At 50.3% G+C, this 23,106-nt stretch carries 19 protein-coding genes; 3 read left to right on the top strand and 16 right to left on the bottom strand.

Annotation, left to right across the window (positions count from 1 at the left end; translation table 11 throughout):
• Positions 1-73 precede the first annotated feature (73 nt).
• The 3 genes from DXD78_RS15475 (at position 74) to DXD78_RS15465 (ending at position 3,154) form a co-directional block, all read left to right on the top strand.
• Positions 74-688, top strand: coding sequence for a hypothetical protein (locus tag DXD78_RS15475; RefSeq protein WP_101602743.1), 615 nt, complete (start codon positions 74-76; stop codon positions 686-688).
• 73 nt (positions 689-761) lie between these two features.
• The gene (locus DXD78_RS15470) at positions 762-1,724 is read left to right on the top strand and encodes a hypothetical protein (protein WP_147328006.1); all 963 of its coding nucleotides are present in this window, start codon (positions 762-764) and stop codon (positions 1,722-1,724) included.
• A 110-nt stretch (positions 1,725-1,834) separates the two neighbouring features.
• On the top strand, positions 1,835-3,154 hold the full coding sequence (locus DXD78_RS15465; protein ID WP_147328005.1) for a hypothetical protein: 1,320 nt from the start codon (positions 1,835-1,837) through the stop codon (positions 3,152-3,154).
• Here DXD78_RS15465 and DXD78_RS15460 read toward each other — a convergent pair.
• From DXD78_RS15460 to DXD78_RS15385, 16 genes are all read right to left on the bottom strand, one after another.
• Complete coding sequence (locus DXD78_RS15460; protein WP_101602745.1) at positions 3,146-4,498, bottom strand: DnaB-like helicase C-terminal domain-containing protein; 1,353 nt, start codon at positions 4,496-4,498, stop codon at positions 3,146-3,148. The genes DXD78_RS15465 and DXD78_RS15460 overlap by 9 nt on opposite strands.
• Positions 4,495-5,112, bottom strand: a complete 618-nt coding sequence (locus tag DXD78_RS15455; protein ID WP_101602746.1) for a hypothetical protein — start codon at positions 5,110-5,112, stop codon at positions 4,495-4,497. Before DXD78_RS15455 ends, DXD78_RS15460 begins: the two co-directional genes overlap by 4 nt.
• A complete protein-coding gene (locus DXD78_RS15450; RefSeq protein ID WP_229093126.1) occupies positions 5,090-5,746 on the bottom strand; it encodes an RNA polymerase sigma factor in 657 nt (218 codons plus the stop codon). Before DXD78_RS15450 ends, DXD78_RS15455 begins: the two co-directional genes overlap by 23 nt.
• Positions 5,747-5,829: 83 nt before the next feature.
• Entirely contained in the window at positions 5,830-6,315 is a 486-nt protein-coding gene (locus DXD78_RS15445) for a crossover junction endodeoxyribonuclease RuvC (RefSeq protein WP_101602747.1), read from the bottom strand.
• Positions 6,290-8,614, bottom strand: a complete 2,325-nt coding sequence (locus DXD78_RS15440; RefSeq protein ID WP_101602748.1) for an AAA family ATPase — start codon at positions 8,612-8,614, stop codon at positions 6,290-6,292. The genes DXD78_RS15445 and DXD78_RS15440 overlap by 26 nt, the downstream gene beginning before the upstream one ends.
• A complete protein-coding gene (locus DXD78_RS15435; RefSeq protein ID WP_032577333.1) occupies positions 8,602-9,669 on the bottom strand; it encodes a metallophosphoesterase in 1,068 nt (355 codons plus the stop codon). Before DXD78_RS15435 ends, DXD78_RS15440 begins: the two co-directional genes overlap by 13 nt.
• A gap of 72 nt (positions 9,670-9,741) precedes the next feature.
• The gene (locus tag DXD78_RS15430; protein WP_101602749.1) at positions 9,742-11,001 is read right to left on the bottom strand and encodes a hypothetical protein; all 1,260 of its coding nucleotides are present in this window, start codon (positions 10,999-11,001) and stop codon (positions 9,742-9,744) included.
• A 278-nt stretch (positions 11,002-11,279) separates the two neighbouring features.
• A complete protein-coding gene (locus tag DXD78_RS15425) occupies positions 11,280-11,774 on the bottom strand; it encodes a hypothetical protein (protein ID WP_101602750.1) in 495 nt (164 codons plus the stop codon).
• Positions 11,775-11,888: 114 nt separating this feature from the next.
• A complete protein-coding gene (locus DXD78_RS15420) occupies positions 11,889-14,471 on the bottom strand; it encodes a hypothetical protein (RefSeq protein ID WP_101602751.1) in 2,583 nt (860 codons plus the stop codon).
• Positions 14,468-15,034 carry a hypothetical protein gene (locus DXD78_RS15415; protein WP_101602752.1) on the bottom strand — a complete coding sequence of 189 codons (567 nt, stop codon included), beginning with the start codon at positions 15,032-15,034 and terminating at the stop codon, positions 14,468-14,470. Before DXD78_RS15415 ends, DXD78_RS15420 begins: the two co-directional genes overlap by 4 nt.
• Positions 15,024-15,917: a hypothetical protein gene (locus tag DXD78_RS15410; RefSeq protein WP_117652811.1), complete on the bottom strand. Its 894-nt coding sequence runs from the start codon at positions 15,915-15,917 to the stop codon at positions 15,024-15,026. Before DXD78_RS15410 ends, DXD78_RS15415 begins: the two co-directional genes overlap by 11 nt.
• Positions 15,917-16,846 (bottom strand): hypothetical protein, encoded by a 930-nt coding sequence (locus DXD78_RS15405; RefSeq protein WP_101602753.1) that lies wholly within the window; start codon positions 16,844-16,846, stop codon positions 15,917-15,919. Before DXD78_RS15405 ends, DXD78_RS15410 begins: the two co-directional genes overlap by 1 nt.
• Positions 16,839-17,540 carry a hypothetical protein gene (locus tag DXD78_RS15400; protein ID WP_229093123.1) on the bottom strand — a complete coding sequence of 234 codons (702 nt, stop codon included), beginning with the start codon at positions 17,538-17,540 and terminating at the stop codon, positions 16,839-16,841. The genes DXD78_RS15405 and DXD78_RS15400 overlap by 8 nt, the downstream gene beginning before the upstream one ends.
• Before the next feature lie 86 nt (positions 17,541-17,626).
• The gene (locus DXD78_RS15395; RefSeq protein ID WP_101602754.1) at positions 17,627-17,953 is read right to left on the bottom strand and encodes an RNA-binding protein; all 327 of its coding nucleotides are present in this window, start codon (positions 17,951-17,953) and stop codon (positions 17,627-17,629) included.
• The gene (locus DXD78_RS15390; protein WP_101602755.1) at positions 17,953-18,246 is read right to left on the bottom strand and encodes a hypothetical protein; all 294 of its coding nucleotides are present in this window, start codon (positions 18,244-18,246) and stop codon (positions 17,953-17,955) included. The genes DXD78_RS15395 and DXD78_RS15390 overlap by 1 nt, the downstream gene beginning before the upstream one ends.
• Before the next feature lie 49 nt (positions 18,247-18,295).
• The gene (locus DXD78_RS15385) at positions 18,296-23,062 is read right to left on the bottom strand and encodes a hypothetical protein (RefSeq protein ID WP_117652810.1); all 4,767 of its coding nucleotides are present in this window, start codon (positions 23,060-23,062) and stop codon (positions 18,296-18,298) included.
• Positions 23,063-23,106 lie beyond the last annotated feature (44 nt).

Below are 23,106 nucleotides of genomic sequence, written 5' to 3'. Positions count from 1 at the left end.
GGCACATTGGATTATTGTGTAACGACTTAAAAACCAATAAAGTATGTGCCTGCTTTGTTGGTAGTTTAAAACTATGTGTAAAGCAAATGATAAGCTATTTCTGTTTAGCTATATTTTAGGGAGGTTTGTAGAAATTCATCGAGAGATGACTGTTTCCAATGGCAATGCGATGCCTTCAAAAGAAATATTACAATCATTCTCTAATACAAGAATTATGAAATTGCTCTATTGTTTATGCTTAGAGAGTTTGACTAATTTAGAAGAACCGCAAGGAGAAAATATACGCATAAATCAGAATAATCTATTTGAGTTTTTTGGCGCTTTCAGTGCATTGCCCAACGGACCTGTACTCCTTCATATTTATAATGCATTAGACATTATTCCCGGATTTAGATATGAAGAAGGGCATTTTCAAGAACAAATGTCAGAGACCCAATGCTTGATTCCGCCCAAATACAGAGATAGATATGAAAAGATTATTCATTTGATTGACAATGCTGTTTTGGGATTACAACAAAATATGAAAAAAGAACTTTTCATGGATAGGGATAAGCTTGTGGATTTAACCCACAATCTCCCATTGTGGAAAGAAACATTCATGTATGAGGCTAATAAGGAAATGAGTACTACGCTGCAAGATCTTCAACGGGAATATGAACAATATGTTTTATTAAGATCAGCAATGTAAAATCATACTATGCCCAATATAGGTTAATAATAGGTGTCTTATGACACCTTTTTTTATAAAACACAAATATTATATGAAAAAGACTTACATAGAAGAAGCTCAGGAAGTATATAATAATATTGTTGGTTGCAAGATAGAATCATACAAATTTTTTGTATTGCAAACATTGAATGGTTATGGTATCAAAAACATAGAACAATTAAGTATACTGAAAAGGGTTTTAAGCGTAAATGAATCTTCAATATTACAATTTAGTTTTCCTGAGAATAAAGACTTTGACTTTTCCTTTAAGGACGATGGCAAATCCAAGAAATACGACAAGGAGAAAAAAAGTTTTTTTGTAGATTTATCTCAGGATCAAAGATTTGAGCAAGAAATGACCAATATCCCTGGGCAGTATAGTATAATTGCAGCATTAAGGATTTGGGAAGAAAAAAAGAAACAAAATAAAGTTGAAGGGCAAGAGCTCCAAAAAGATACCTTCTCCGATGAAGATTTGGCAGCACTGCTTAAACGTTCATTTGGAGAATTTTGTGTTGCTTACACATATATGCATAATAAAACTGATTTTTACAGCTATTGTGACGCTATAACTTTTTTGTTTTTTACTTATTTATGGAAATCCGTTGCGGTTGGAGAATTTTATATTGTTTCCGGTTATAAGGATATAATTAGGGCATGGGAAGACAAAAAAGATGATCTTGATGAAAGAATACTACCAGCCTTTATTAATTGCTATTCTGATATTTCTTCGGCAATAGCAACATTTGTAAATAGAATAAATCCAAAGAACAACGGTGGGCTTTACGAAGTCCATTTTGAACTGGACCAAGATCTGATCATAGATTCAATTCCTGGTAAATATGTCAAAACAGAACATTTACAACCATTGATAAAATTGACACAATTGCTTTTTGATATCACCGTTATAGATATTCGATACATCGCATCAGAAAGTAACCTGTCTAAGTTGATAAATTTTATTTATGCATTTGACAAACTAAAAAAAGTTTATCGCCAACAAAAGCAACTTTAGCTCGCAGAACATCCATATTTCTTGAACAAGCATTTGATGTTAATGCCTTGGAAATATTAAACAATGTAATAGAGGCATTAATTTTCAAGGCCTGTGTATTGTCAAAACAAATGATGGAACAGCAAGCGCCGGCAGGTCCTAAAATATGTTTTGGCTATAGCCCTCTTACCAATCCTGAAATTAATTCAATTATTGAGCAATATTCCCAATATGCAAAAGACTATACTAAAGATATATTCTATGTATTATATAAACATGATTCTAAAAATGATATTTCAACACAGGATAAATTCCAAGATGATTTAAAAAATTGCCGTAAAGATAATAGCCGCTATCCTGAGTGTAGTCTTATTAAAAAGTATAACGAAAATATAGATGAAGGGGTTTCGGCTTATATTACAAATAATAGGCTTTATTACCTTATAAAGAACAATGCTGATCCCCAAAGTATAATCCAAGGAATTGAAAGTTTTGTTCAAGAACATTCAGATATTACGGCATTTAAGTGTGTATCACCTTCTACATTGGTAAAATCGATATTATGGTTATATAACTATCTCAAGAACAGTGTAAATAGGGAACATAGAGTAATATATACTTATGGAAAATTACTTAACTGCTTAAGGCTTTTCATCATAGCATATAAAAATGAAAAAGATGCCCCGAGAAGATTTCGTTCATATTTTGAGTATTCATATTGCTCGGTAGAAGACAAGAAAGTGATTAAAGTGTATCTTTCTCCGGCAGAATTGCAGAATTATGACAGAGAACAAACCAAGCAATATATATTCTTTGCATCACAAGGGTATTCTCCTGTAAATATGCAATTTCTGGAAAACTTTTTCTTAAAATATAATAGGGAATTTAGGACATTTGAAGGAGACGCGATAGAGGATTCTATAAAAAAATCTGAAGAATTATCCGGAAAGATTACAGGTGCTATAGCAACAATAAAAGAAGAACGGGGGCGGACGCTACAATTAGTCGGATTATTAGGAACGTTCATCGCTTTTGTATCTTCTTTGGTTGGTACGCAGAAAGTTGCAATAGATATTTTTGATTTTATGTTATTTTCTATAACATTTATGACCGGGATATTGGTGTTTGTGTTTTGCGTATATAATATTGCAAATCCAGATAAAGAAAGTGTGTGGAAATTGCAAAACTTTAAAAATCCTTACTTTATAACATTACTTTTATTAATCTTGGCAATGGCAATATTGGTTTGTATTCGACCATCAAAGGCAAATACAAACCATATACCACTCGAGACAATTCAAAAAGCAAGAAAAACAGACATTGAAGTTTACGAAGATTCGTCTTCTCAACATGTGTACCATATACAAAAACAAATCGACAAGAAGTCTACCAATGCCTCTTCAGACACCACTCTTTCTTCCAAAAAAGGAATAGTGGATTCTTTACCGTAGTAATGAAAGTGTCCTCTGCCCGTCATAGAACACCTCGTTGTCATAGTCCGTCGCTATTTTGATGGTATCGCCCTTTTTGAAAAAGCGGCTCTTGGCCACATGCAGGCGCATCACGTTCTCCTTGCGTTCGGCCGATGACTGGTTGAGTGAAATAAGGTGCGTGCATGGGCGTGCCAGCCCCTTGGCCTCCGAACAGTTGTACTCTGTCAGTACATTCCTTTCGTCATTCAGCCACTCGCGGTCTTCAATGGTCGATTGATATGTCACGACCATCCATACCTTTTCGTCCGCCGCCAGGTCCTTGAGGTCATTGGCCACGGCGATACGCTTTGCGCGTTCATGGTCGGCACCCCATGAACGGCGGTTGGCGTCTGTCAGCAGATCCATCGAATCGACGATGACGATGTCCGGATTGTGACCTTTGAGTTTGCGGTATTCCGAGATTCCGTTCTTGATGTCAAGCGTCGATACCTGGGCGTTGAAACGCGGATAACTGCGTACCGTGATGCTGCCGGCATACGATGCCACCAGCTTTTCCAGATGGCGCATCTCCGTATCCGAGATCTTTCCCCGTTCGTAATAATAGGCGTTCTTGGAAACCAGCCCTCCCGAATAGGCGTTCAATGCTTCCTCCTCGGACCCCTCCAGCTGGAAGTGCAGCACATGCAGCCCGTCGTCGATATCCGCCCTGACACCTATCCATTTGGCGATATGGGATTTCCCCACACCGGTACTGGCAAGAAAGCAGGTCAGCTGCCCCCGCAGGTTGCGTCCGGCATTGAGCGCGTCCAGAAACGGGATATAGAACCGGGACACACGTGGTGATGCCGAGCGTTCCTCTTCCTCCTCACGGCGGCGGTTCCGCTGGAAGCGCTCCGTAAAGGTCTCCGCCACATCAATGAACGAGGTACTCTTCAGTGTAAAGCCCGCCAGCCATTCGGCATACCCGCGCAATGCCTTTTCCGCCTTGTCCTGCTTGTTCTCGTTATACAGTTTTCCCACTTCCGCATAGACCGACTGTAACCGGACCCCCTTGATGTAGGACTCCAGCATGTCGATCATCACTTCGGGACTCTGGCCCTCGTCATACTCCCGGAAGGTATCTATCAACTCAATGGCATCGTAATCCTCATGGAAAGTCTGTGCCAGTACGGCATATGACGGCGGTGTCTTGTAGGTTCTGAAATGTGCGGCAATAGCCTCCTGCACCCGTTGGAATGAGCGGTCCGGAAGGTATTCCTTGCGCATGTGGCGGGAAAGGACAGCGCACAGCTGCTCCTGGCACAGCGCCGTGGCATAGAGCTCATACAGGAACTCGGCGCTGAGCGGATTGACGGAACTCATGGCTTCACCTCCTCTTTCCACCATGCCTCACAACGAATCCGGTAAAGTTCCGGATAACGCGCCTCTGTTCTACGGCGGCACGGATTCGCTTTCGTACATTTGGAACATGACGGCGAGAAGGGTGTCCACATCAATGTGGAGAGCGCACAGACGAGATAGCCGGCCTCGCTGGAGAGCAGACGCCGTTTGGTAATCTCCTCATATTCCGGGTAAATGAAACGTCCGAAAGGATGCCCGCGGCGGTTCTCCATTGCCTGTGTCAGACTGTCACGTGACAGTCCGAAACCTTTCAGCCACCGGTCTTCCCAATAACGGCGTTCCTTTCCGGAATGAAGATACCGGTCAGCTGCCTTCCGGCCAAACGAATGGGAAATGTTCCACTTTCCACGATAAGAGGGGGCATATCCGGAAAGGGCATACACCTGGCATATGCAGAAATCGGACAGGCGTTCCGGACTGACAGATCCGGCTTCCCGGCACAACAGGTCGAAACATGCCGAAAGCTGTCTGTCCGCCTTTCCTCCGGACGGGAACTGGAAATCCGGCCACACTGCCGCACGGAGCAAGCGTGTAAAAAGCCTCCGGCATCCGTCAATCCACTCTTTTTTCTCCATCACGTGTCAAAAGTTTGCGCAGTTGTGTCTTGGCCAGAAAGAGACGGCTCTTGACCGTCTCCACATTTCTGGTCTGCAATGTTCCGTTGCGGTAAGTTATCTCCATGATTTCTCCGATCTTATAGCCGGCCTGCTGTAAAAGCAGGGCCTCTTTGTAAATCGGCTTGAGCCTGTCCAATGCCCAAAGGATATCATCATTGTAATACTTGTGATAATTATCCATTCCCATGCAGTTCTCCGACGGTTCCTCCTCGCCCGGCAGGGAGGAGGATATTTCCGAGATGTCGATATTGTCATCCGGGGGCATGCGGCTTTTATTGCGGTTGTTGAGGTCCGCCACAAGCCGCTTGGTCACGGCATAGATCCATGTTTTCACCGGACGCGCCGGATCATAACTGTCCATGTACTTGAAGAAATTAACCAGCGCTTCAAGATAGTTATCCTCTATGTCCTCCTGGTTATAGGTATATTTGATACAAATGCTGTATATCAGATTCTTGTGCGGCATCACATACTTTCTGAGAAGTTCCGCCCTCCGTCTTGCGGATTCATCGTCAGAGGGTACAACCGCAATAAACACATCTTTCTTTTCCACGTTTTCACTGACCGAAAAAAGGTTGATAATGAATCTCATGTCCTAATCTGTCAGCTGCCATTGAGCATCAATTAAAAAAAGCGGGCGGAGAGAAGGCCGCCCGAATCTTGGCAAGTGCCGTTCTACAACCTGTGCCTGCGGATGTAATAATGGAAGAGATGGCAGGCGTCCGCCGCATTGTCATCCACCGGAATGATGCCGTATCTTTCCTTGCATGCCACCACCATCTGTGCCTTGGTGGCGTGCCCGTCCCCCGTCGCCCATTTCTTGAGCACCGCCGGATTCACAAACTCCGGTTCGGGAAGTCCCAGGCTGTCACATACTTCGAGCAGGATCCCCCGAAGTTCCGAGAGCCGGCGCATGTCATAGAAATAACGGTTCACACTCACATCCTCCGCTACGACCCGCCGGATACCATACGCGCGGATAAACGAGACAAGGACGGTACGGAATGCGCCGTGCATCTTGTTGCCGTTGCGCCGTCTGCTTTCGGTAAAGTTCCATGTTCCGGCCTCATGCACGGAAAAATACCCGGTATGCGTAGCTATATCCAATGCAAGCACCTCTTTCCTGTCCGGGGTACTATTCTCCAATCCTTGATTCGCCATTCTCTTTCATAATTACCAGTTTATGGGGATAACCTTCCGCAACATTACCGTGGGAGACAACCAGTACGGTACCTCCGAGCGAGTTCAATGCCTCGAACATGGAAGCCAGTCCCGCCTCGTCAACCGCCTCGAGTATCTCATCCAGAACCAGAAGGTCCAGTCCCTTGCCATCATCACAGTTACTGTTCACGAGTTTTTGCATGGCAAGGATGGTTGCGAGGTTCACCCGTGCCGCTTCGCCTGCCGAGAACTTGCCGAACGATCCGCAGTCAATGCCGTCACGCAACAGCGAAATGGAAATCTTCTCCCGGACCTTACCGCTTTTGAGGACGGTATAACCGTCAAAACGGATGCGTATGTCACTGCCGATATTCTGCAGGAACTCGTTTGTTATACGGCTGAGTGCCTCGATTTTTGTATTGGCCAGATAGGTCTTGAACTGTATGAACCGTTCTCTTTGCATCTCCAATGTTCGGAGTTCCGCATCTACGGCGGTCTTCCGTCCCGCCGCTTCGCGGGATTTTTCCCTCACCTCCCGGAGCGTGCTCCGGAGCGTGGATATCAGATCGGACGGCACCGCCTCGTTCAATTCCCTGATAGTGCCTTGCAAAGTGTCAATGGCACAGGCTGCCGCCTGTATATCCTCCTTTTCCGTCCGTATGCTGCGGCTCAGTGAGGCATTACGCTCGTCTACAAATCCGAATGTTTCATCGAATACCTTACGGCGGATGCTCTCAATCTCATTTTGCAGCGCGGTAATCCCGGCTGCAATACGCCGGTGTTTGTTTTCCGTCTCTTCCACGTTCCGGGTAGCGTTCCTGACGGCACGTTCATATCCGGCCAGCTGCTGTTCCCATTCGGTACGTCTGGCCTCCAAGGTACGGCGGCCGTGGTTCAGGCGGCTCTGCTGCAGCTCCACAGAACCGGTCTCCTCCTGTTTGTCTTCGATACGGCCATTAATTTCCGTGAGTTGCCGCTGTCGTAGTTTCAGTTCCCTCATTCCCGCCTCAATGTCAAACTGCGGCTCCGCTATTAGGAAATTATGTCCGCAGGCAGGGCAGGTGACGGAACCGGCCAGCTTGTTTGAGAGCTCGTCAATACCGGCCGAGACAATACGCCGTTTGTGACGCAATTCTTCGATGCATCCTGCAAGATTGCGCAGGCGGATGTCTGTTTCCCTCAGTTTCTCCGCTGCCGTACCGGACTGCTCGTTGTATTCCTCACAGAAGGCGGCATACTTATTTTTGAACTGTTCCCAGTTTTCAGTCTCCTCTTCCAGTTCCCGTTCCGCCTGTTTCAAGGAGGTGTCACAATCCGACAGCCCGGAAACGGCCGTCTGCAGCTTCTCTTTTGTCCCGGTGATAATCCCGTTCCAGTCCGTCTGTCTCGCATCGGGGAAGAGGGGCATCATCTCCCGTATCTTTTCCAGACACTCGTCCAGTGCCGTATCCCCCGATTCCAGCAACTGCAGTGCCTCATCCGCCTGCTGAACCGCCACAAGCCGTGTTTCATATCCGGCCACCGTCTCGTGTCCGATGCGTATCTGTTCCCTTTTGGCTGCGATGGCCGCTTCCAGGGAGGCGATGCGCTCCGCACGGGTACGTCCCCGTTCCGCTCCGGTTTCCTCTTCCTTGCGGATCTGCTCCTGTAACATCTCGACACGCCCGTCCAGTCCCGCAAGTTCCAATGCCGCCTGTTGCTTCTTTTCTGAGAGCGGCACGATATCCTCCTCAAGTATGGCAATGGCCTCGTCCACCAGGATACCGTTGGAAAAGCGGTTGATTATCTCCTTTTTCTCCTTGTCCGATGACGAAAGAAAATCCTCATACCGGTATTTGGAGAGAATGAAGTTGTTGAGCAGCTCCTCGCGCGTGATCCCTAACTTTTCAAGGATATAGCGGTTATAGGCATCGACCGAAGGCTGGACAGCCTCGTCCGTCGTCACCTGCGCACCGTTACGGAAAAGTGTGCAACTGACCGTGGATGCCCCTTTGCGTGGAATGCAGCGGTTGACAACCAGTTCCTCCGCTGAGTTGCCGTTGCTGAAATGTAATCCGATACGGCACTCCCCGGACGCATCGTTTATAATTTCTTCCGACCTTATCTTACGGAGCGGGCTGCCTGTGATACCGACAGCGATACACTCCAGCAGGGCGGATTTGCCCGCACCGTTCGACCTTTGGGACTCATTGTCCCGGTTGTCGCCGAATATCAGTGTCGTAACCCCTTGCCGTAACGTGTATGACAGCGAGCGGAAGGCACAGAGATTCTCAGCTTCTATTTTCTTTAATTTCCACATGTCCTGTTATCTATTTTGGATAAATACTCTAATCCGATTGAGACATCCTCAATCTGTTTTTCCCGGCAGAAATCCTCGTAAGTTTCCCGGATACGGCAGCTGTCATACTTTTCAAAGAGCGAAGAGGATGCGGCCTCCAACAGTTCCTCGTCATCAGCTATCAGTTCCACCTTCGCCGCCCCGGCTTCCAGCAGCGCGGCCTTGTCAACCGACTTCATCGCAGCTGCCGGCGCATGGACACGTACCTTGACCTTGTAGCGGCCGTCAGCCTCCGTCTCGCGCAACTCGTCCATAAGGTGCAGCCCGGCACGTTCCACCGGCACATCCACCACACGGTAGCGCATGTTCACCCGGTTTTTGACAAACTCGTGTGTGCCGTCGGTATAAAGCACCGTATATCCTTTTTCCTCATCCTCGCCGAAGTTGTGCTGACGGGAGGCCCCGATGTATTCGATACGGGTTTGTGGAATGACGGTCCGGTTATGGTAATGGCCGACAAAAACCTTATCAAACGGGAGAAAAATCCTGGCGGGCAATTCTTTCTCCGATGGTTGCGCCAATGCCCCGTTTATACCTTCGTGTATATAAAGAAAATGTTTCTTTTCCTCTGAAAGCGCTTTCTCTTCCAACTGTCCGAGCCTTTCGACAAACGATCCGTCCTCCGGAAAATAACTCATCAGATGAAGCGCGAACTCCCAGCCGGGACGCGACAGGGTCAGGAAGTCATCCACTACCGTCACATCCGGATGGCAGTCAAAGACATGGCAGTAACCTCTGACGGCTTCCTGGTTCACGAGGTCATGATTCCCCTCGGCGAGCGTGACATGGATGCCCGCACGTGAGGTTTCCAGCAGGGCGTCATGTACTGCCAGCAGCACGTCAAGTGTCTGTGCCGCACGTGAAAAGAACAGGTCGCCTCCGACGGCGATTTCGCTGATACCCCATTTCCTGCAGATCTCCACGGCCTCCTGCCAGTTGGCCTGAAATGCAGGGATGTTGTCTTTTGAGACATGGATATCATTCAACAACAATATGCAAGGTTTGCTCTCTTCCATGAATGTGTGTGATTAAGACGGGAGGCATGGATGCCTCCCGCCGGGTTAAAACTCAAAGACTTATAAAAGGGGTTATCTGCGACGGCGGGGACGTTCGGCACGCTCCTCCGTTTCCGCAGGCCGGTGTTCCTCCTCCCCGGGAGCGTCCTCCGGTGTGTCTGTGGGTTTCGGACCTTCCATCTCACTCTCAATCAGTTCGAGCAGTTCCCGATTGCTTGTCGAGCGGGTGACACGGACGGACAACGCTTCCTGTTCAATGTAGCTGCGTATCATTGCACGCAGCTCCTGTCCCTCCTCGGTCTTGTCACCGAGGTCCTGCCTCCTGAGCTCGTCATAATATTCAAGAAGATCGTCCAGGGAAATTCCTGTCCCGTCCTGGACATTGTCCTTGTTGTCCTTCGTACGGCGGTCGAACGAGAAGGAGGAGGTATCTTCTTTCGGCAGTTCGTCGGACAACTGTTGTATGACCTCTTTCATCTCGTCCGTCTCCATAAGCCGCATGCCGTAAATGCCGTCGCACTGTTTAAGGAATTCAACGGTGGCACCCAGATGATAACGGGTATAGCGGTAAATGATTTCCGGAATACGGGGCGCTCCCAGCAAGGCGGTCAGCTCCTCCCTGGTCAGAGGTTCAGGGTCGGATTCATTGTCGATGGAAAACAGGTATTCGGTTTTGGCCCCGTTACGCCGTTTTTCTATTTCCACGGGATAGGCGTCGTACACCGATGAAACCGGACACGGATAAGACGGGTTCTTGGCCAGCTTCTTGCTCCAGAGTTTGAACTTCCGCTCGTCCAGATCCTTGAACTGGGCGTGCGAGAGGGTCATCATCTGTACTCCCTTGGCACGCTCGCCCAGGTCAAAGATATAGAGGCAGTGCCCGTAGTTGTACTTCAAGCCGCCACCGAACGAACCGCCGGCGATTTTTTCTGCCAGTTTCTCATCCCCGGCCTCTTTTGCGGCTTCTACGGCCAGACGCCGGTAAGTTTCGATGGGATCGACACTGTATCCGGCATCGGTGGCGCGGGTGACGGTGACATACATCTTCTGGGGCTTGTTTCCGGTTGTGGGCTTTTCCAGTTCCAGCAGCAACTGGTGAACCGGATACTCATAACCGGGCCGGGCCGGTGAACCGTCCGGATTGGGGGCGATGGGAAGGACACGCAGACGATAGGTCCCGAATTTGTCCATGCGGAAGAATTCCGTGCGGGCGAACGCCCTGTTCTCTTCCTGGGCACGCTGCTGTGCCTCCTGATACGATTCCTGGACACCGAGGAACATCTCCTCGACAGACATGCCTTCCATGCCGTTGTTCTTTTCTTCTTCTTGCATAAACGCTTGGTTTTATGGATTAAAAATGCCCGAAGAGTGCGACACGGCAGGCCCGTATCGCAAAGAAACTGGTTACAGGACAGACGGGTTCGGTTGCACCGTCCGTATTCACTTGACAATATAGGGAGAGGATATCCCGCCGACCGTATCCTGGCCGGATACTCATTTTACAATATGGAAAGGTCTTGCAGCGACTGTGGAATACAAAGTTAGACAAATGCTCCCGAACAGCCATACATGCATATGAATGTTTGCGCCAGCCATTGTCCGTCAATGCATTACCATTTCATTTTAAGTATGTTTTTAATCTCCCCGGGCAGTTTGTCACTGCCCGGCCCATTCCGTCTTTCAAAGAGCAGCTTCCTGCGGTTTTGACGGATATACTCTTCCGTCTTGCGACGGCGTATGCCCTCGTAATAGGTTTTACGTCCGGGCGTAAGCCGTTTGCCCCGCCGGCAGTAAACCCCGTTCCGGCGGTATTCATCCAGATAGCGGCTGAATTTCGCCTTTCTGAACGAAGGGTCTTTCGACGCCTCCGCAACCAGTTCGATGACATGCCAGTCCGGTTCGAAAGGCTGTTGCCGGTCATACAGCCTGCGGAGCAGATGGTAAACCACCGGCATCTCATAACGGAGCATGAACCCTATCCGGGTCTGGTCGAAGGGGAAACGTTTAAACGTCCCCTGCGGTCTTCCGTCTTCTCGCTTTCGGGGATTCGTTCCCCGGAAAGACGGTTTCTTCTGCGGCTGCCGCCGGATCCTTTTCTGTTTCATGATACTGTTGGCTGTTGTCGGGTGAAATATTCTCTCGGGCGGGAACGGACCTGCGTTCCGCAATTCTGCGGCGACTTTCGATGTCACCGTTTACATTAATCTTCTGTTTCATGGCTATACGAAATATGTAAAGTTGAGTTCCACATTGGCATTGTACATACCGCGCTCATAAAGCTGTATCCTTCGCGAGCCGCCGTAAATGGTGAACGATACCCCACGGTTGTACTTATGGTCATCATTCCAGTCAGTGGCGGTGCAGCGCACACTGTACCGGGGTGGTTGTATTTTGTTGGGGATGACCGCCACGATACCTCCCCAGTTGTTTCCGTCCCTGTTGGCCGTATTGACGGCACCCTGTATGGAAACGATGTTCCCGATTTGGCGGACGAAGAGCGACTGTGTGTTGGTACCCGATCCGCTGTTCTCCATCTGTACCCATCCTGTATCCGCAAGCAACGGCTGATACTCCTCGGCATAAGCGGCTCCGAGAGCACGGCAGGCCTGCCGTCTGGCCTCCGCCGTTGGCAGCAGAAGGTCGGACAGCTTGCTGTCCCGGCGCAGGTAATCCCTGACAATCTCATTCTTGGAGAGTACGTTCAACTTGCCCTGCAGGAACTGTTGTGCCTCCGAGGTGCTCTTTCCCTGCCGGACTAAAAAATTGATATAATCCTGGAACAGATTCTCAAGGGTGGCGAAACGGGCGTCGGCACCCGCCTTTGTATAGAGGTTCAGGTTCGTGGCGACGGTCTCCTTTTCGGAAGCGCTGTAGCCTCCCAACAGCCGGTCAGCCTTCTTTTTGAGTTCCCCCACTACCTGTGAGGTCATCACATACCCCTCGACCTGTGCGTGTGAGGTGCCGTTACTGTCGGTATATGCAAAAGAACCGGTGGTAATGGCCTGTAATTTATCCCGAAGCCCGGCCGTGAAGACAATGCCTTGATAGGCAGAGTCCGTACCGAGCTTGCCGGCCATCATCGTGTCTATCTCTGTCTTGGAATAGACTTCAAGATTTTTCCGGGCCTTGTTCTTGTCAGAAAGGTCTGAAAGATTCGACAGCTTGGCAAGTTTCAAATCTCCGGTACCTTTCCTTTCGGCATCAAGGGTGTCCCTCACGGCTGCCTGCTTTTCCGCTTTCAAAGCGGCGGCCTCTTCTGCCGGAAGCCTGTTGATCTCTTCAGCGGTCAGACGTACCAGTTCTTTCAACCCTTCGGAGGTCTTCAGGAAGACTTCACCGGCTTCCGTTTTGGAATAGACGTCGAGATTCTTCCGGGCGGCGGATTTGTCCATGATATCGGACAGGTTCTCATCGGCTGAAAGCTTCATTTTCAGTGCGGCACGGACAGCCCCCGCCGTAACATAGCCGTCACCGCCTCCCGTAAGCTCCCCGGTGGTGATGGCCGCAAGTTTCTTTTTGTATTCGGTGGTGAAATCCTCGGTGGAAAGCTGCTTTCCCTTGACGGCATCCACCTTCTTCGACATCTCCCCGGCAAAGGCCGTGACGCTCACATAGGTGTCCGATACGGATTTCCCGTTGATCTTAAGCGTGCCGAGCACATCCACCGAGCCGGAAGGGGCAAGCACAATATCCCCCAATGTGTTCCGCAGGATAAAGCGGTAATCGTCCGTGGTATCAAAACCTGCCATTGCGAGTACGGAGGCGGCACTGTCCCGCCAGGTGACCAGATTGGTGAGCCTGGCATTGTCTTTCGTATAGGCGGTATTCTGAAGGTCGATCCCACGTCCGGCATTCTGCACGACGAACAGCCCGCCCGCCCGTACGGTGGCGGTACGGCCGGTTACTTCCAGGACCGGGCTGCTTCCGGATTTCCCGTCATGTACGGCAAAGTTGCGGTATCTTGTTCCGCCTCCCTGCGCACCGTAATAATTGATACGGACACAGCCCTCATCTGTCGTATCCGAAGTGTTATAGATATCGGAACCTTTGATACGGATTGCCCCGATACGGGCGCTATCACCCAGTGAGGTACCGTAAGAGATCCCGTCTTCCGTTATACGTACCAGTTCCTTGCCCTGCTTCATGAAACTGAAGCCGCCGTCTGTGCGGATGATAATTTCACTGACCGGCAATCCGTGCAGATAAGCGCCAAGCGAGATGCCGCCGTCAGTTTTGACGACACCTTTGAGCATATAGCCGTTTTCCCCGCTGACAGAAACGGCGGTTCTGGAATTGATTTCTTTCTGTCCGGTAAGGGTGCCGGCCAGTACCAGGTCCTTCTTGACGGTCTGCCGGGTGAAAGGCGTGTCCAGCAGTACGGCATAACGCCCGAAGAATTTATCAATAAAACGGGGGGCATAATTTTCTGTAACTTCAATGCTTACAGGCAATTTACCCGTAACAGGATCGGTCGTTTCAGGTATGGCCTTCGCTCCGGCACACAGGTAGCAAGTACGTCCGCGTTTGTTGACATCATTGGCATAGACCACCGACTCATGCCTGTTGGCCTCGTAAATATAATAAGGATAGACGGCATCAGCGGCTCCCTCAAAACGGCGGACCTTACCGCCGAGCCACACATATCCCGGTGAGATACGGGGACCGTCCGGCTCGCAGCCCGAGATGATGAAATCCGAACAGCTGTCAAAAACGGCGCTCATGCTGAGGGCAAGTTCCTGCAGGTTCAGGATGTCATCGGAATAAGTGTACCGTCCGCCGGTCTCTGCGATATATTCTTTCATTGTCCTGTATTCTTGTTAGGTGTATATTCTTCTTCGTCAATCCTGATCAGATAGGTCTTGCCGGCCGTCTTGTAAGTATTCACCACATAGGAGAGCATATAGACCAGCTCGTGCGGTGATATGGTGACGGGCGGGACACAGACCACAAAGCTGACCTTGTTGATAAGTTTCTCCTCTATCAGCAGGTAGAACGGACGGGGCCGCTCCGCATCATTATCTGATATGATCTGTTCCCCATTGTACCAGATGGTACAGGGACGCTGGTATTCCGCACCCTCATGGTAGAGGTCCACACCGACACTCTCACTGTCCCTGATAAGGATACGGTCCTTGCCGTCCCTGATGTATTTGCCGAACTTGTAGTTCAGAAACCATTCGAAGTAGATTACCTGGGAAGTCATCCGTGCCCGGATATGCATCTCTTTCGTGAAATCACGGAACCGCTCATTGGTGCATTGCAACGGATAAAGGCAGCTCTGCACGAACAGGATGAACCTGCGTCCCGACAGGTAATGCGGAACCAGGCGGTTCACGGTACGGTCTATGGACAGCTTATATCTCATGGTTTTCTATTTTTAAAATGATGGCTTCACGGAAATTTGGCAGCCCGTCCTCCTCATCCTTCCCGGAGGACTCCTTCAGATATCCTGATGCGGTATAAGCCATACGGGCAATGCGTTGTGGCGGCTGTATATGGCCGTCGGTGTCATGGCTGGCGATGAAAACCCCTTGTTCGGGAACGGCATGCCCGTCGATATGGACATCGGTCACATGCTTTGCCCGCCGTATGGCATCCGTCAGGCGGGAAACGTAGACGGCGGCATCGAAATCGATATCCATCATGTAGGCATTCAACTGCTCTTCAATGGAGTCGTACACTTCTGATTCGGGTACGGCCCCGTCATGAAAGACCGTAAGGTGGGGAATCAGCACGTCGCCCTTGGTTGAGATGACCTCCACGCGTGTACCGGCGAATTTCAATTTGTTGATATAGGCGTTGATAGGCGCCAGTTCTTTCGGGGGTATGGCAGAAAGGCTGCCTTTTGCACCGGTGGCCACTTTCAGGATAAGTTTACTGTCCAGGTTCTGGTCGTCTGTGCTCTCCATATAGGAAACTTGCGTGACGATGCGTTTGGTCTCGTCGATATTGGCATAGCCGAAGGCCAGGCCGTCTTCCCGTACCGTCAGCTCATCTCCCTGCTGATACTGCAACAGGGCGTTGGCATAATAGGCGGGAGTACCGTTGATGCGTCCGTTAATGGCTTCGGAAATATCCACGGCAAAGACATCCAGCAGGGATTCGAAACTGTATATGACAGCGGCCACTACCCACAGGATTCCGTTCATGACGGACATCTTGGAATCACTGGCGAACTCTGTCAGTTCCAGCCGCCGGTTCCGTTCCGCTACGGCCTCGTTGTATATTTCCTTTATTGTACGGCTCATTACACTGTATAGATTTTATTGTTGATGATAAATTCCCACGCTCCACCTTCGTTCCAGCTTTCCTCATGCAGAATGACCCATACCGCCTCCATGCCCGATGTGATACGGTAACGTCCGGTCGTTTCATCCCGCCCGGGTTCCTTATAGGTTCCCGTCGGGGCTGTCGGCAATGTCATGCGGCAATTACGTCTGTTTCCGTAATGCTCCACAATGCTTGTCAGGTATTTGTCTATGACGGCCGGCTTTATCCGCGCTCCGGACAGGTCGAGCTCCATCAGGTTATGGCACCCGGCAAGCGGAACGAGGTTGTCCGTCATTATCCCCGAGAGATCGATCCGGTAAGTTCCGGACAGAATCCCGAAGCTGTCCAATGCGGGTGTGCAGTCCCGGAGGATCAGCTCCTCCACGTGCAGCGGACGGAGTAAAACAACGGACGAAGGTTGCAGTCCGCTCCAATCCATATACCGGAATTCGGCATCGGTAAACCAGCGGATCTTGCGGCTCCGGCGCACCCGCCTGTCAAAAGTATGGCGCAGCGTGCATGGCGTATGGCCAAGAATGACGGTCTCCACAGCACTGTCGTCCCCCCAGTCAACTTCCAGCGTCCCCGTTCCTGACACCTTGCACTCTGCGGAGACCAATGCCGGCGGGAGCAGGAAGGCTGCCGTGAACGGACCGGTGAAATATTTGGGATAGACGTGCCGCTCCCCGTTGGAGGGGACGATGCCGTGCATTTCGTTATAGGCGACCACGTCGGCATTGATGACAAAGCCGTCGGTATATGCCAGTTCCTGTCCGGAACAGAGTTCTGTTTCCAGCGAGAGGGCAGGATTGTTGACCAGCAGGTCCACGATTCCCTCGACACTTCCATACAGGTGCAGGGCTACATCATAGATGTTCTGTCCTGCAACGACGCGGTAACTACCCATGGCTGTCCTCCTTCTCCTCGGTTTCCAGGAACAGTTCTCCTGTCACCGAATCTATATAGGCATTCCTGATGATGATTTTGTCGGAAGTAAATTCAGCCTGCAGTTTGGCGGCGAGCCCGTTGTTCTCCATATTGGAATGCAGGAAGTCAATCAGCCCCACACCGGTGGTCGGATGCTGGTACAAGTTTCCGGCGGCGGCTTTCAAAAGGAAAGTTTCGTTCTGCACCTTAGAGGCGCCAATACCAAAATCCGTCTCTTCCCCGCTGTAAATGACCAGGCAGTCCTCCTCGAGCAGCAGGTTATAGATCCCCTCATCGTTCAAGGCATAAAGCGAGGCGGGGGTGACCGTCTCCCTTGTCCCGTTTTCGTTCTCTCTCATGACGGGAAACCAATGCCTGCCGTCAACTGCACCACGTACATATTCGACACCCCCCGAACCGCTTTTCATGGCGATACGCACTTTCAGCAGGCGTATGTCTGCTACATAGGGAATGTGGATATGGATACCCCTTGCATCACTGTATGATGCAAGGAAATCTACCGGTACGGCTATCTCCCCGTAACGGCAGGCCGCATTGCCGGCACCCTCCACACTGTCAAACAGGTGGAAGTCGTAGAAGGTTTTTCCGGCAATCTGTCCGGAAGTCTCCACTTCTCCATATTCGGCATCCATTATGATATCTTGTCTGGGCATGTGCTGATACAAAAATCCCCGGCCATACCAAGAGTACGGCCGGGGCACTCTTTACATAAAGAGTAGCGGCAGATAGAAAAATCGGTTTATGCCTCCTTGGAGATTTCATTGTAAATCGCTTCCACAGTCCCCCACATATCGTCAGGCAACTCTTCGTCCGAGATTTTCTCACACGCGGCCTGCAAGTAGGCCATCTCATCAGGGGAAAACTCCACCGGCAACGGCTGTTCTTTTTCCACATCCCATTCGATACGCTTGTCCTCCGCATTTTCGCGGAGATTGATACCCTTGCGTTCCTCGTCGCCAATTGCGATTTTGCGCAGAATCTCTTTTTTAAGGTTGAACTCCTTGAAATTGCCGCGTGCCGGCAGGAAAGTCGGCAGGTAAAGGCGGTCTTTGACGCTCAGTTCCATTATGATTCTTTATTTAGGATTGATTTTTCGCGAATATCCTGTTGCATCCTGTCGAAATCCTGGAATATGGGGCCAAGCTCCCTCTCCATCGGAAAGTTGCAGGAAAGGACCCCTTGTTCCATATAGATAATTCCAACAGGCTTTATGTTGCCTTCCTCATCGGCTTCTTTTTCATTGACAGAAACATGCAGACGGCTCAGCTCGTCATTGACAACGGAATACTCCAGCATATAAAAGGCATTTTCCGTCTTCTCTTCTGCTGTCCTGGTAATAGTGACATTGGTGATATTCATATAATTTGAATTTTAAATAAGTATAGGGTAAAAGTTTCTGTTCCGGTTATTAACCATTATAATTTAATACCTGGTAATGAAAAGACGGGTAATTGCAACAAAGGAGCGTCAGCGAGTCCCCTCTTTCCATACCGTAATTTGACGTGCCCCCATTCTGATTCCGCACATTCATGATATTGATATGCCCTCCCCAGTTGTAGCTGTAAAACAGGGTAAACATATAGGCAAAATCGGAGGGAAGGCTCGAATATCCGAACATGCTTGCAACCGACGACGCGCTCGGAAGATTGACATTGTAGGTGGAGTTGGCATAGACACAAAAGACATTACTGGCGGAAAAGTCAATGGTATAGCCGGAACCTGTAAAATAGATATTCTTCATTTTGATACCGATGGCGGCCGATGCGACCAATGAGGCATTGGACCACACCCCATAGTTCCGGTAACCGTTCTTCACATCGATATACAACCCGTAGTTGTTCATATATGAATTTACCTTGTTGTTGACGATGCGCCCCGCCGCACAGGTCCCACCCGAGGTGGCGGGAAAAGTGTTGGCCCCAAACAGAACGTAGGAAGTGGTGTTTCCCACGCGGAACAAATCGTTGTAGATGGCCAGACCGCCACCGGAACCACTTCCCGTGGCCGTAGATCCAATGCGTCCCTGGCCGATGGAAAAGCCGCCTATCGTGCCGGCATTGGCATTGATCGTGCCGGTCATCGTCACGTTGCCGCCGGTATCCCATTTGATATTCTGGTTCGCAAGATATCCGGAACCGTCCGCCGCAAACGAAATTTTCCCATATCCGAAAACAGCGGAACCGTCGGTTTTCAAAGCCCAATACTCTTTTCCTGTGGAAGGGTTGTCATGATAGATATATCCGGAGGCCGCCATTACAATCCTATGCCCGGAACTTGGCGCGGACGCCGCAAGCGAGCTGGTGCCCAACGTCCATCCTCCGATCTTGCCGGCTACGGCAGTGATACCCGTCCTGTCGAGCGTCACTTTGACCGCGTTGCCCGCATCCTTGACTGAAATACTGCCGTTATAAGAGCTGCCTCCTACAACCAGGGCGCTGTCCACAATAATCTGGTTTGCCTTCACCGTACCGGTATAAACACCGTTGGCGTCGATGGTCGTGGTATACTTTTCTGTGGAAGTAAGGTCAAAAACCGTGGCATAAGCCACATACCAGACCAATGGTGCGGCAGATGTCCCCTGTGCCCCGTCAATATAGAAAAAATGGGTACTGGAGAAGTTTGAGGTGCCGCATACGACCTTGTATACATACTCTTTCCAGTCTCCGGTTCCTGCCGTGGAGGTAAGCCAGCGGCTCGAACCGCCCGTACCAATGTTGTTGGAGGCCCAACAGATATTGCGTCCGGCGGGAATTTTGGCGATGATACGGGCGACCAGCACCTTGCGCGAACTGCAGGCCGTTCCGAAATAGAATCCTCCGTTGCCAGGACTGGCGGTTCCATTAGTCTGTATCTTCAGGACATACTTGCTGTCATTGGGCGCCGACGTATCCTGCTGGCGGGTGACTGTCACCATGCCGTTGCCGGAATTGTTATAGACACCGGTACTGTTGTTCCCCTTCCAGAAGGTCGGGTCCCTGTAGAGCATCTTGCCGAATGCCATGGCAGAGGCAAGTTCCTGGGCGGTCGTGATGCCGGTTGTCCATTGTACAGACACGGAAGAGGCGAAGGTGACGGTTCCGGAAGCGTTCCATGAAATATTACCGCCTGCGATTTGTCCGCTGCCGTCATTGTTCAGTTTCCATTTGCTGCCGTTCGTAATCGAACCGTCGGAGCCCAACGAGATGTTGTTTTTCCAAATATGGTTATGGTCGAACGCCCAGCCGGCAATCCGGTTATAAACCTCCTTTCCACCGCTTTTTGTATAGTTGGCCGAAAGACAGAAATATTCCAGATGGTCCCATGACATCATCTGGATACCGATAAATCCGGTCTTGACAGAATTTCCACTTGCAGCCACCTGGCCGAAGACAATATGCCCCGCATTGCTGTTCTGATGCCAGGTCAGCGTGATGCCCAACGGTTTGTAGGCCCCCGTGTACCAATACCCGCTACCGGCAGATGCGGAGCGGACCTGTAATGGTATTGCACCGGTTGCACCGATACTGCCTGTTGTTATATTGTCGCTGCCGATTGTAAACCCACCGATTTTTCCCTTGGTGAAGGTACAGCTCAAGCCGTTGATATAACCGGTATTGATGATGGAGGACTTTATACTGGCCGCATCCAGTTTGGAGGCGTTGATACTGCCTGCCGCTATACGGTCGGCCGAAAGCGTCCCGGATTTGATACTGGATGCACTGATATCGACAGCGTTGACCTGTGCGGCCGTCAACGTACCGGTATAGATGCCTGTAGAGCCGATATAGGTCAGCGGATGTGCGGCAAGAGTGCTGTCACTTCCCTGTGCCAGTGCAATAAAACGTTTACGGCGTATTTCTTCCTCGACCGAAGCTGTCAGCGTGCGGGGAGCCGGTGCATTCGCCTTGGTGGAACCGCTTTGAAAAATCAAATCCGAGTTGTAAGCGATCTGCGGTGCTGCCGGTATGGGGGACGGACTCATCGCGTTACTGACAATCGGCTGGTCGGAATAGATATGATAGACCGCTCCGGTCGTTCCGCCACCGCGTAAGAACACGGCGAACATACAGTTGTTCCCACATAGGGCCGCACCTGCGAACATGCGGCAATAGGATTCGGAGAGTTCATAAATGTCCCATGAATAGCTGATGCCGCCCCAGCCACCGAAATTGGCCTTCAGCAGCAGTACCAGGCCACCCTTATGCGTGGACGTGTTCCAACTTGCCGGAGCCTGCTCGCTGTAGGCACGACGCACAAGAATGTCCCGCTTGAAATTCTGTTCACCGCCCTTGAGGATGACAGGATAGTATTTGTTCTCTTCCCCGTTGATGACAAGCCTGTAATAATACGGATAGCCGTAATTGGTTGTTTTTGCGGCCTCTATGTCATTTTTCCATAGCAGGGAAACGGCAGGGGAGAACGAGACTTTCCCCGCGGTATCCCATGATATGTTCCCCGAAGCAATCTGCCCGCTTCCGTCATTGTTCAATTTCCATTTCGTACCATTGGTTATTGAACCGTCACTCCCCAGTACAATGTTTCCCTTACGGATGGAGGAGGCATCCACCGTCCAGCCGGCAATATTGTTCTGGGACCCAAAACGTGCGACACATGTGCCTGTGCTGTTCGTGGCATACAACCCGAAATCACTGTCGCTGTTATAATACAATTGTACCCGTTGTCCGGTTGTCGCGCCGGAATTAAGTCCGTAAACCACCACACGCCTGTTTCCGCAGTCAAGCAGGATGTGGTTGCCGCTCAACGCGGTTGCGCCGATTGACCAGCCACCGATTTTCCCTTTCGTGACATTCAGCGTCAGGGACTCGATATTTCCGGCCGTAATGAGAGAAGCCTTCACATTGGCGATGTCCAGTTTGGAGGCGGTGATACTTCCGGCGGCAATACGGTCGGCAGAAATAGTGCCTGCCGTAATCTGTGAGGCGGTGACAGTGCCGGTATAAATACCGGCCGCAGTGATTTTTGTCAGTTTCGGAGAGCCGTTTCCGCCCAAAGCGGTAACGATAGTATTGATCGGATTTGTCCATTGCAAAGAGACGGAAGAGGCAAAGGTGACATTGCCCGAGGCATCCCAGGATATATTGCCTCCCGCAACAGCCCCCGCCCCCGAGGCATCCAGACGCCATTTAAAACCGCGGATGCCGTTTGACCCCAAAGTCATGGAGCCGGAGGCGGCGGTCATCGCCCCGGAAGTGTTGTTCTTCGTTCCCCGGCAGATGCTGTCACCGTCGACGGACCAGCCGCCAATTTTCCCTTTCGTGACATTGAGTGTCAGCGCTTCGATATTCCCGGCAGTAATAAGAGAGGCTTTCAGGGAAGCCACATCGATACGTGAGGCGGAGACCGTACCTGAAGTTATCTGTGAGGCGTCAAGCTGCGCCGCCTTTACCGTACCCGCTGAAAGTTTACCGGTAAAGACACCGTCTTTGTCAATAAAGGTTGCACCTATCCAGTTCAGGCTGACACCATTTCCGAACTCCACCTTGCCGGTAGCCGCATTGTATTTGACAACCTGGTCGCCATGACCGAACTGGACATTGCCGCCGTTATCTACAAAAAAGGTCTTGTAACCGTTCTTGAAACCATAGATGCCGTTAACCGTTTCAGAGGTAACGGTACCGGAAGCTGTCCTGACAGAGAGGGGGAACTGCCCGATTGCCACACCGGTTATCGTGCCGTCACTGTTTTTGATCCCTGTAAAAATTTTTGGAGTGATGACCGTGCTGCTGCCGATAAGTGTCTTGTTGGTATTCCACTCCTTGACCCAGTCAAGCATCGCTGTGTCGTTTCCATCCTTGCCGGGTGCCCCTGACTTGGCCTTTGACCAGACAAATGACAGGGTGTAGGTGATTCCGGATATAATGACGGGAATAACCACAGTGCCATGATCGGCCAGTGTGGTCGTTCCTGCTGCGACCGTATAAGTTATGGTCTTGTTGCTGTTGTTGACGGATATGGAGGAGAATCCTGCCGGTCTGGTAATGTTGCCGATGGAAAATCCGGTAAAACCGGAATCGCCAAGCGTGACCTTGACAGAGGAGGTGACGGATACGGCAGAAACTATCTTCCCGTCGGCATCCGCAGGGAAGATGTATTCACCGGGTGACTGGCTAAGCGTATAACCGTCCTTTTGTATGTTGATTGTCGCCTGACCGCGGGCGACCAGTATCTTTGCCATATGCTCTTTTAAGAAAAGTATAGGACAAAAAAAAGGCGGCAGGT

The sequence above is a fragment of the Bacteroides sp. D20 genome (genome assembly GCF_003436255.1).
GTDB lineage: Bacteria > Bacteroidota > Bacteroidia > Bacteroidales > Bacteroidaceae > Bacteroides > Bacteroides uniformis.
This window is presented reverse-complemented; position numbering and strand designations above follow the sequence as displayed.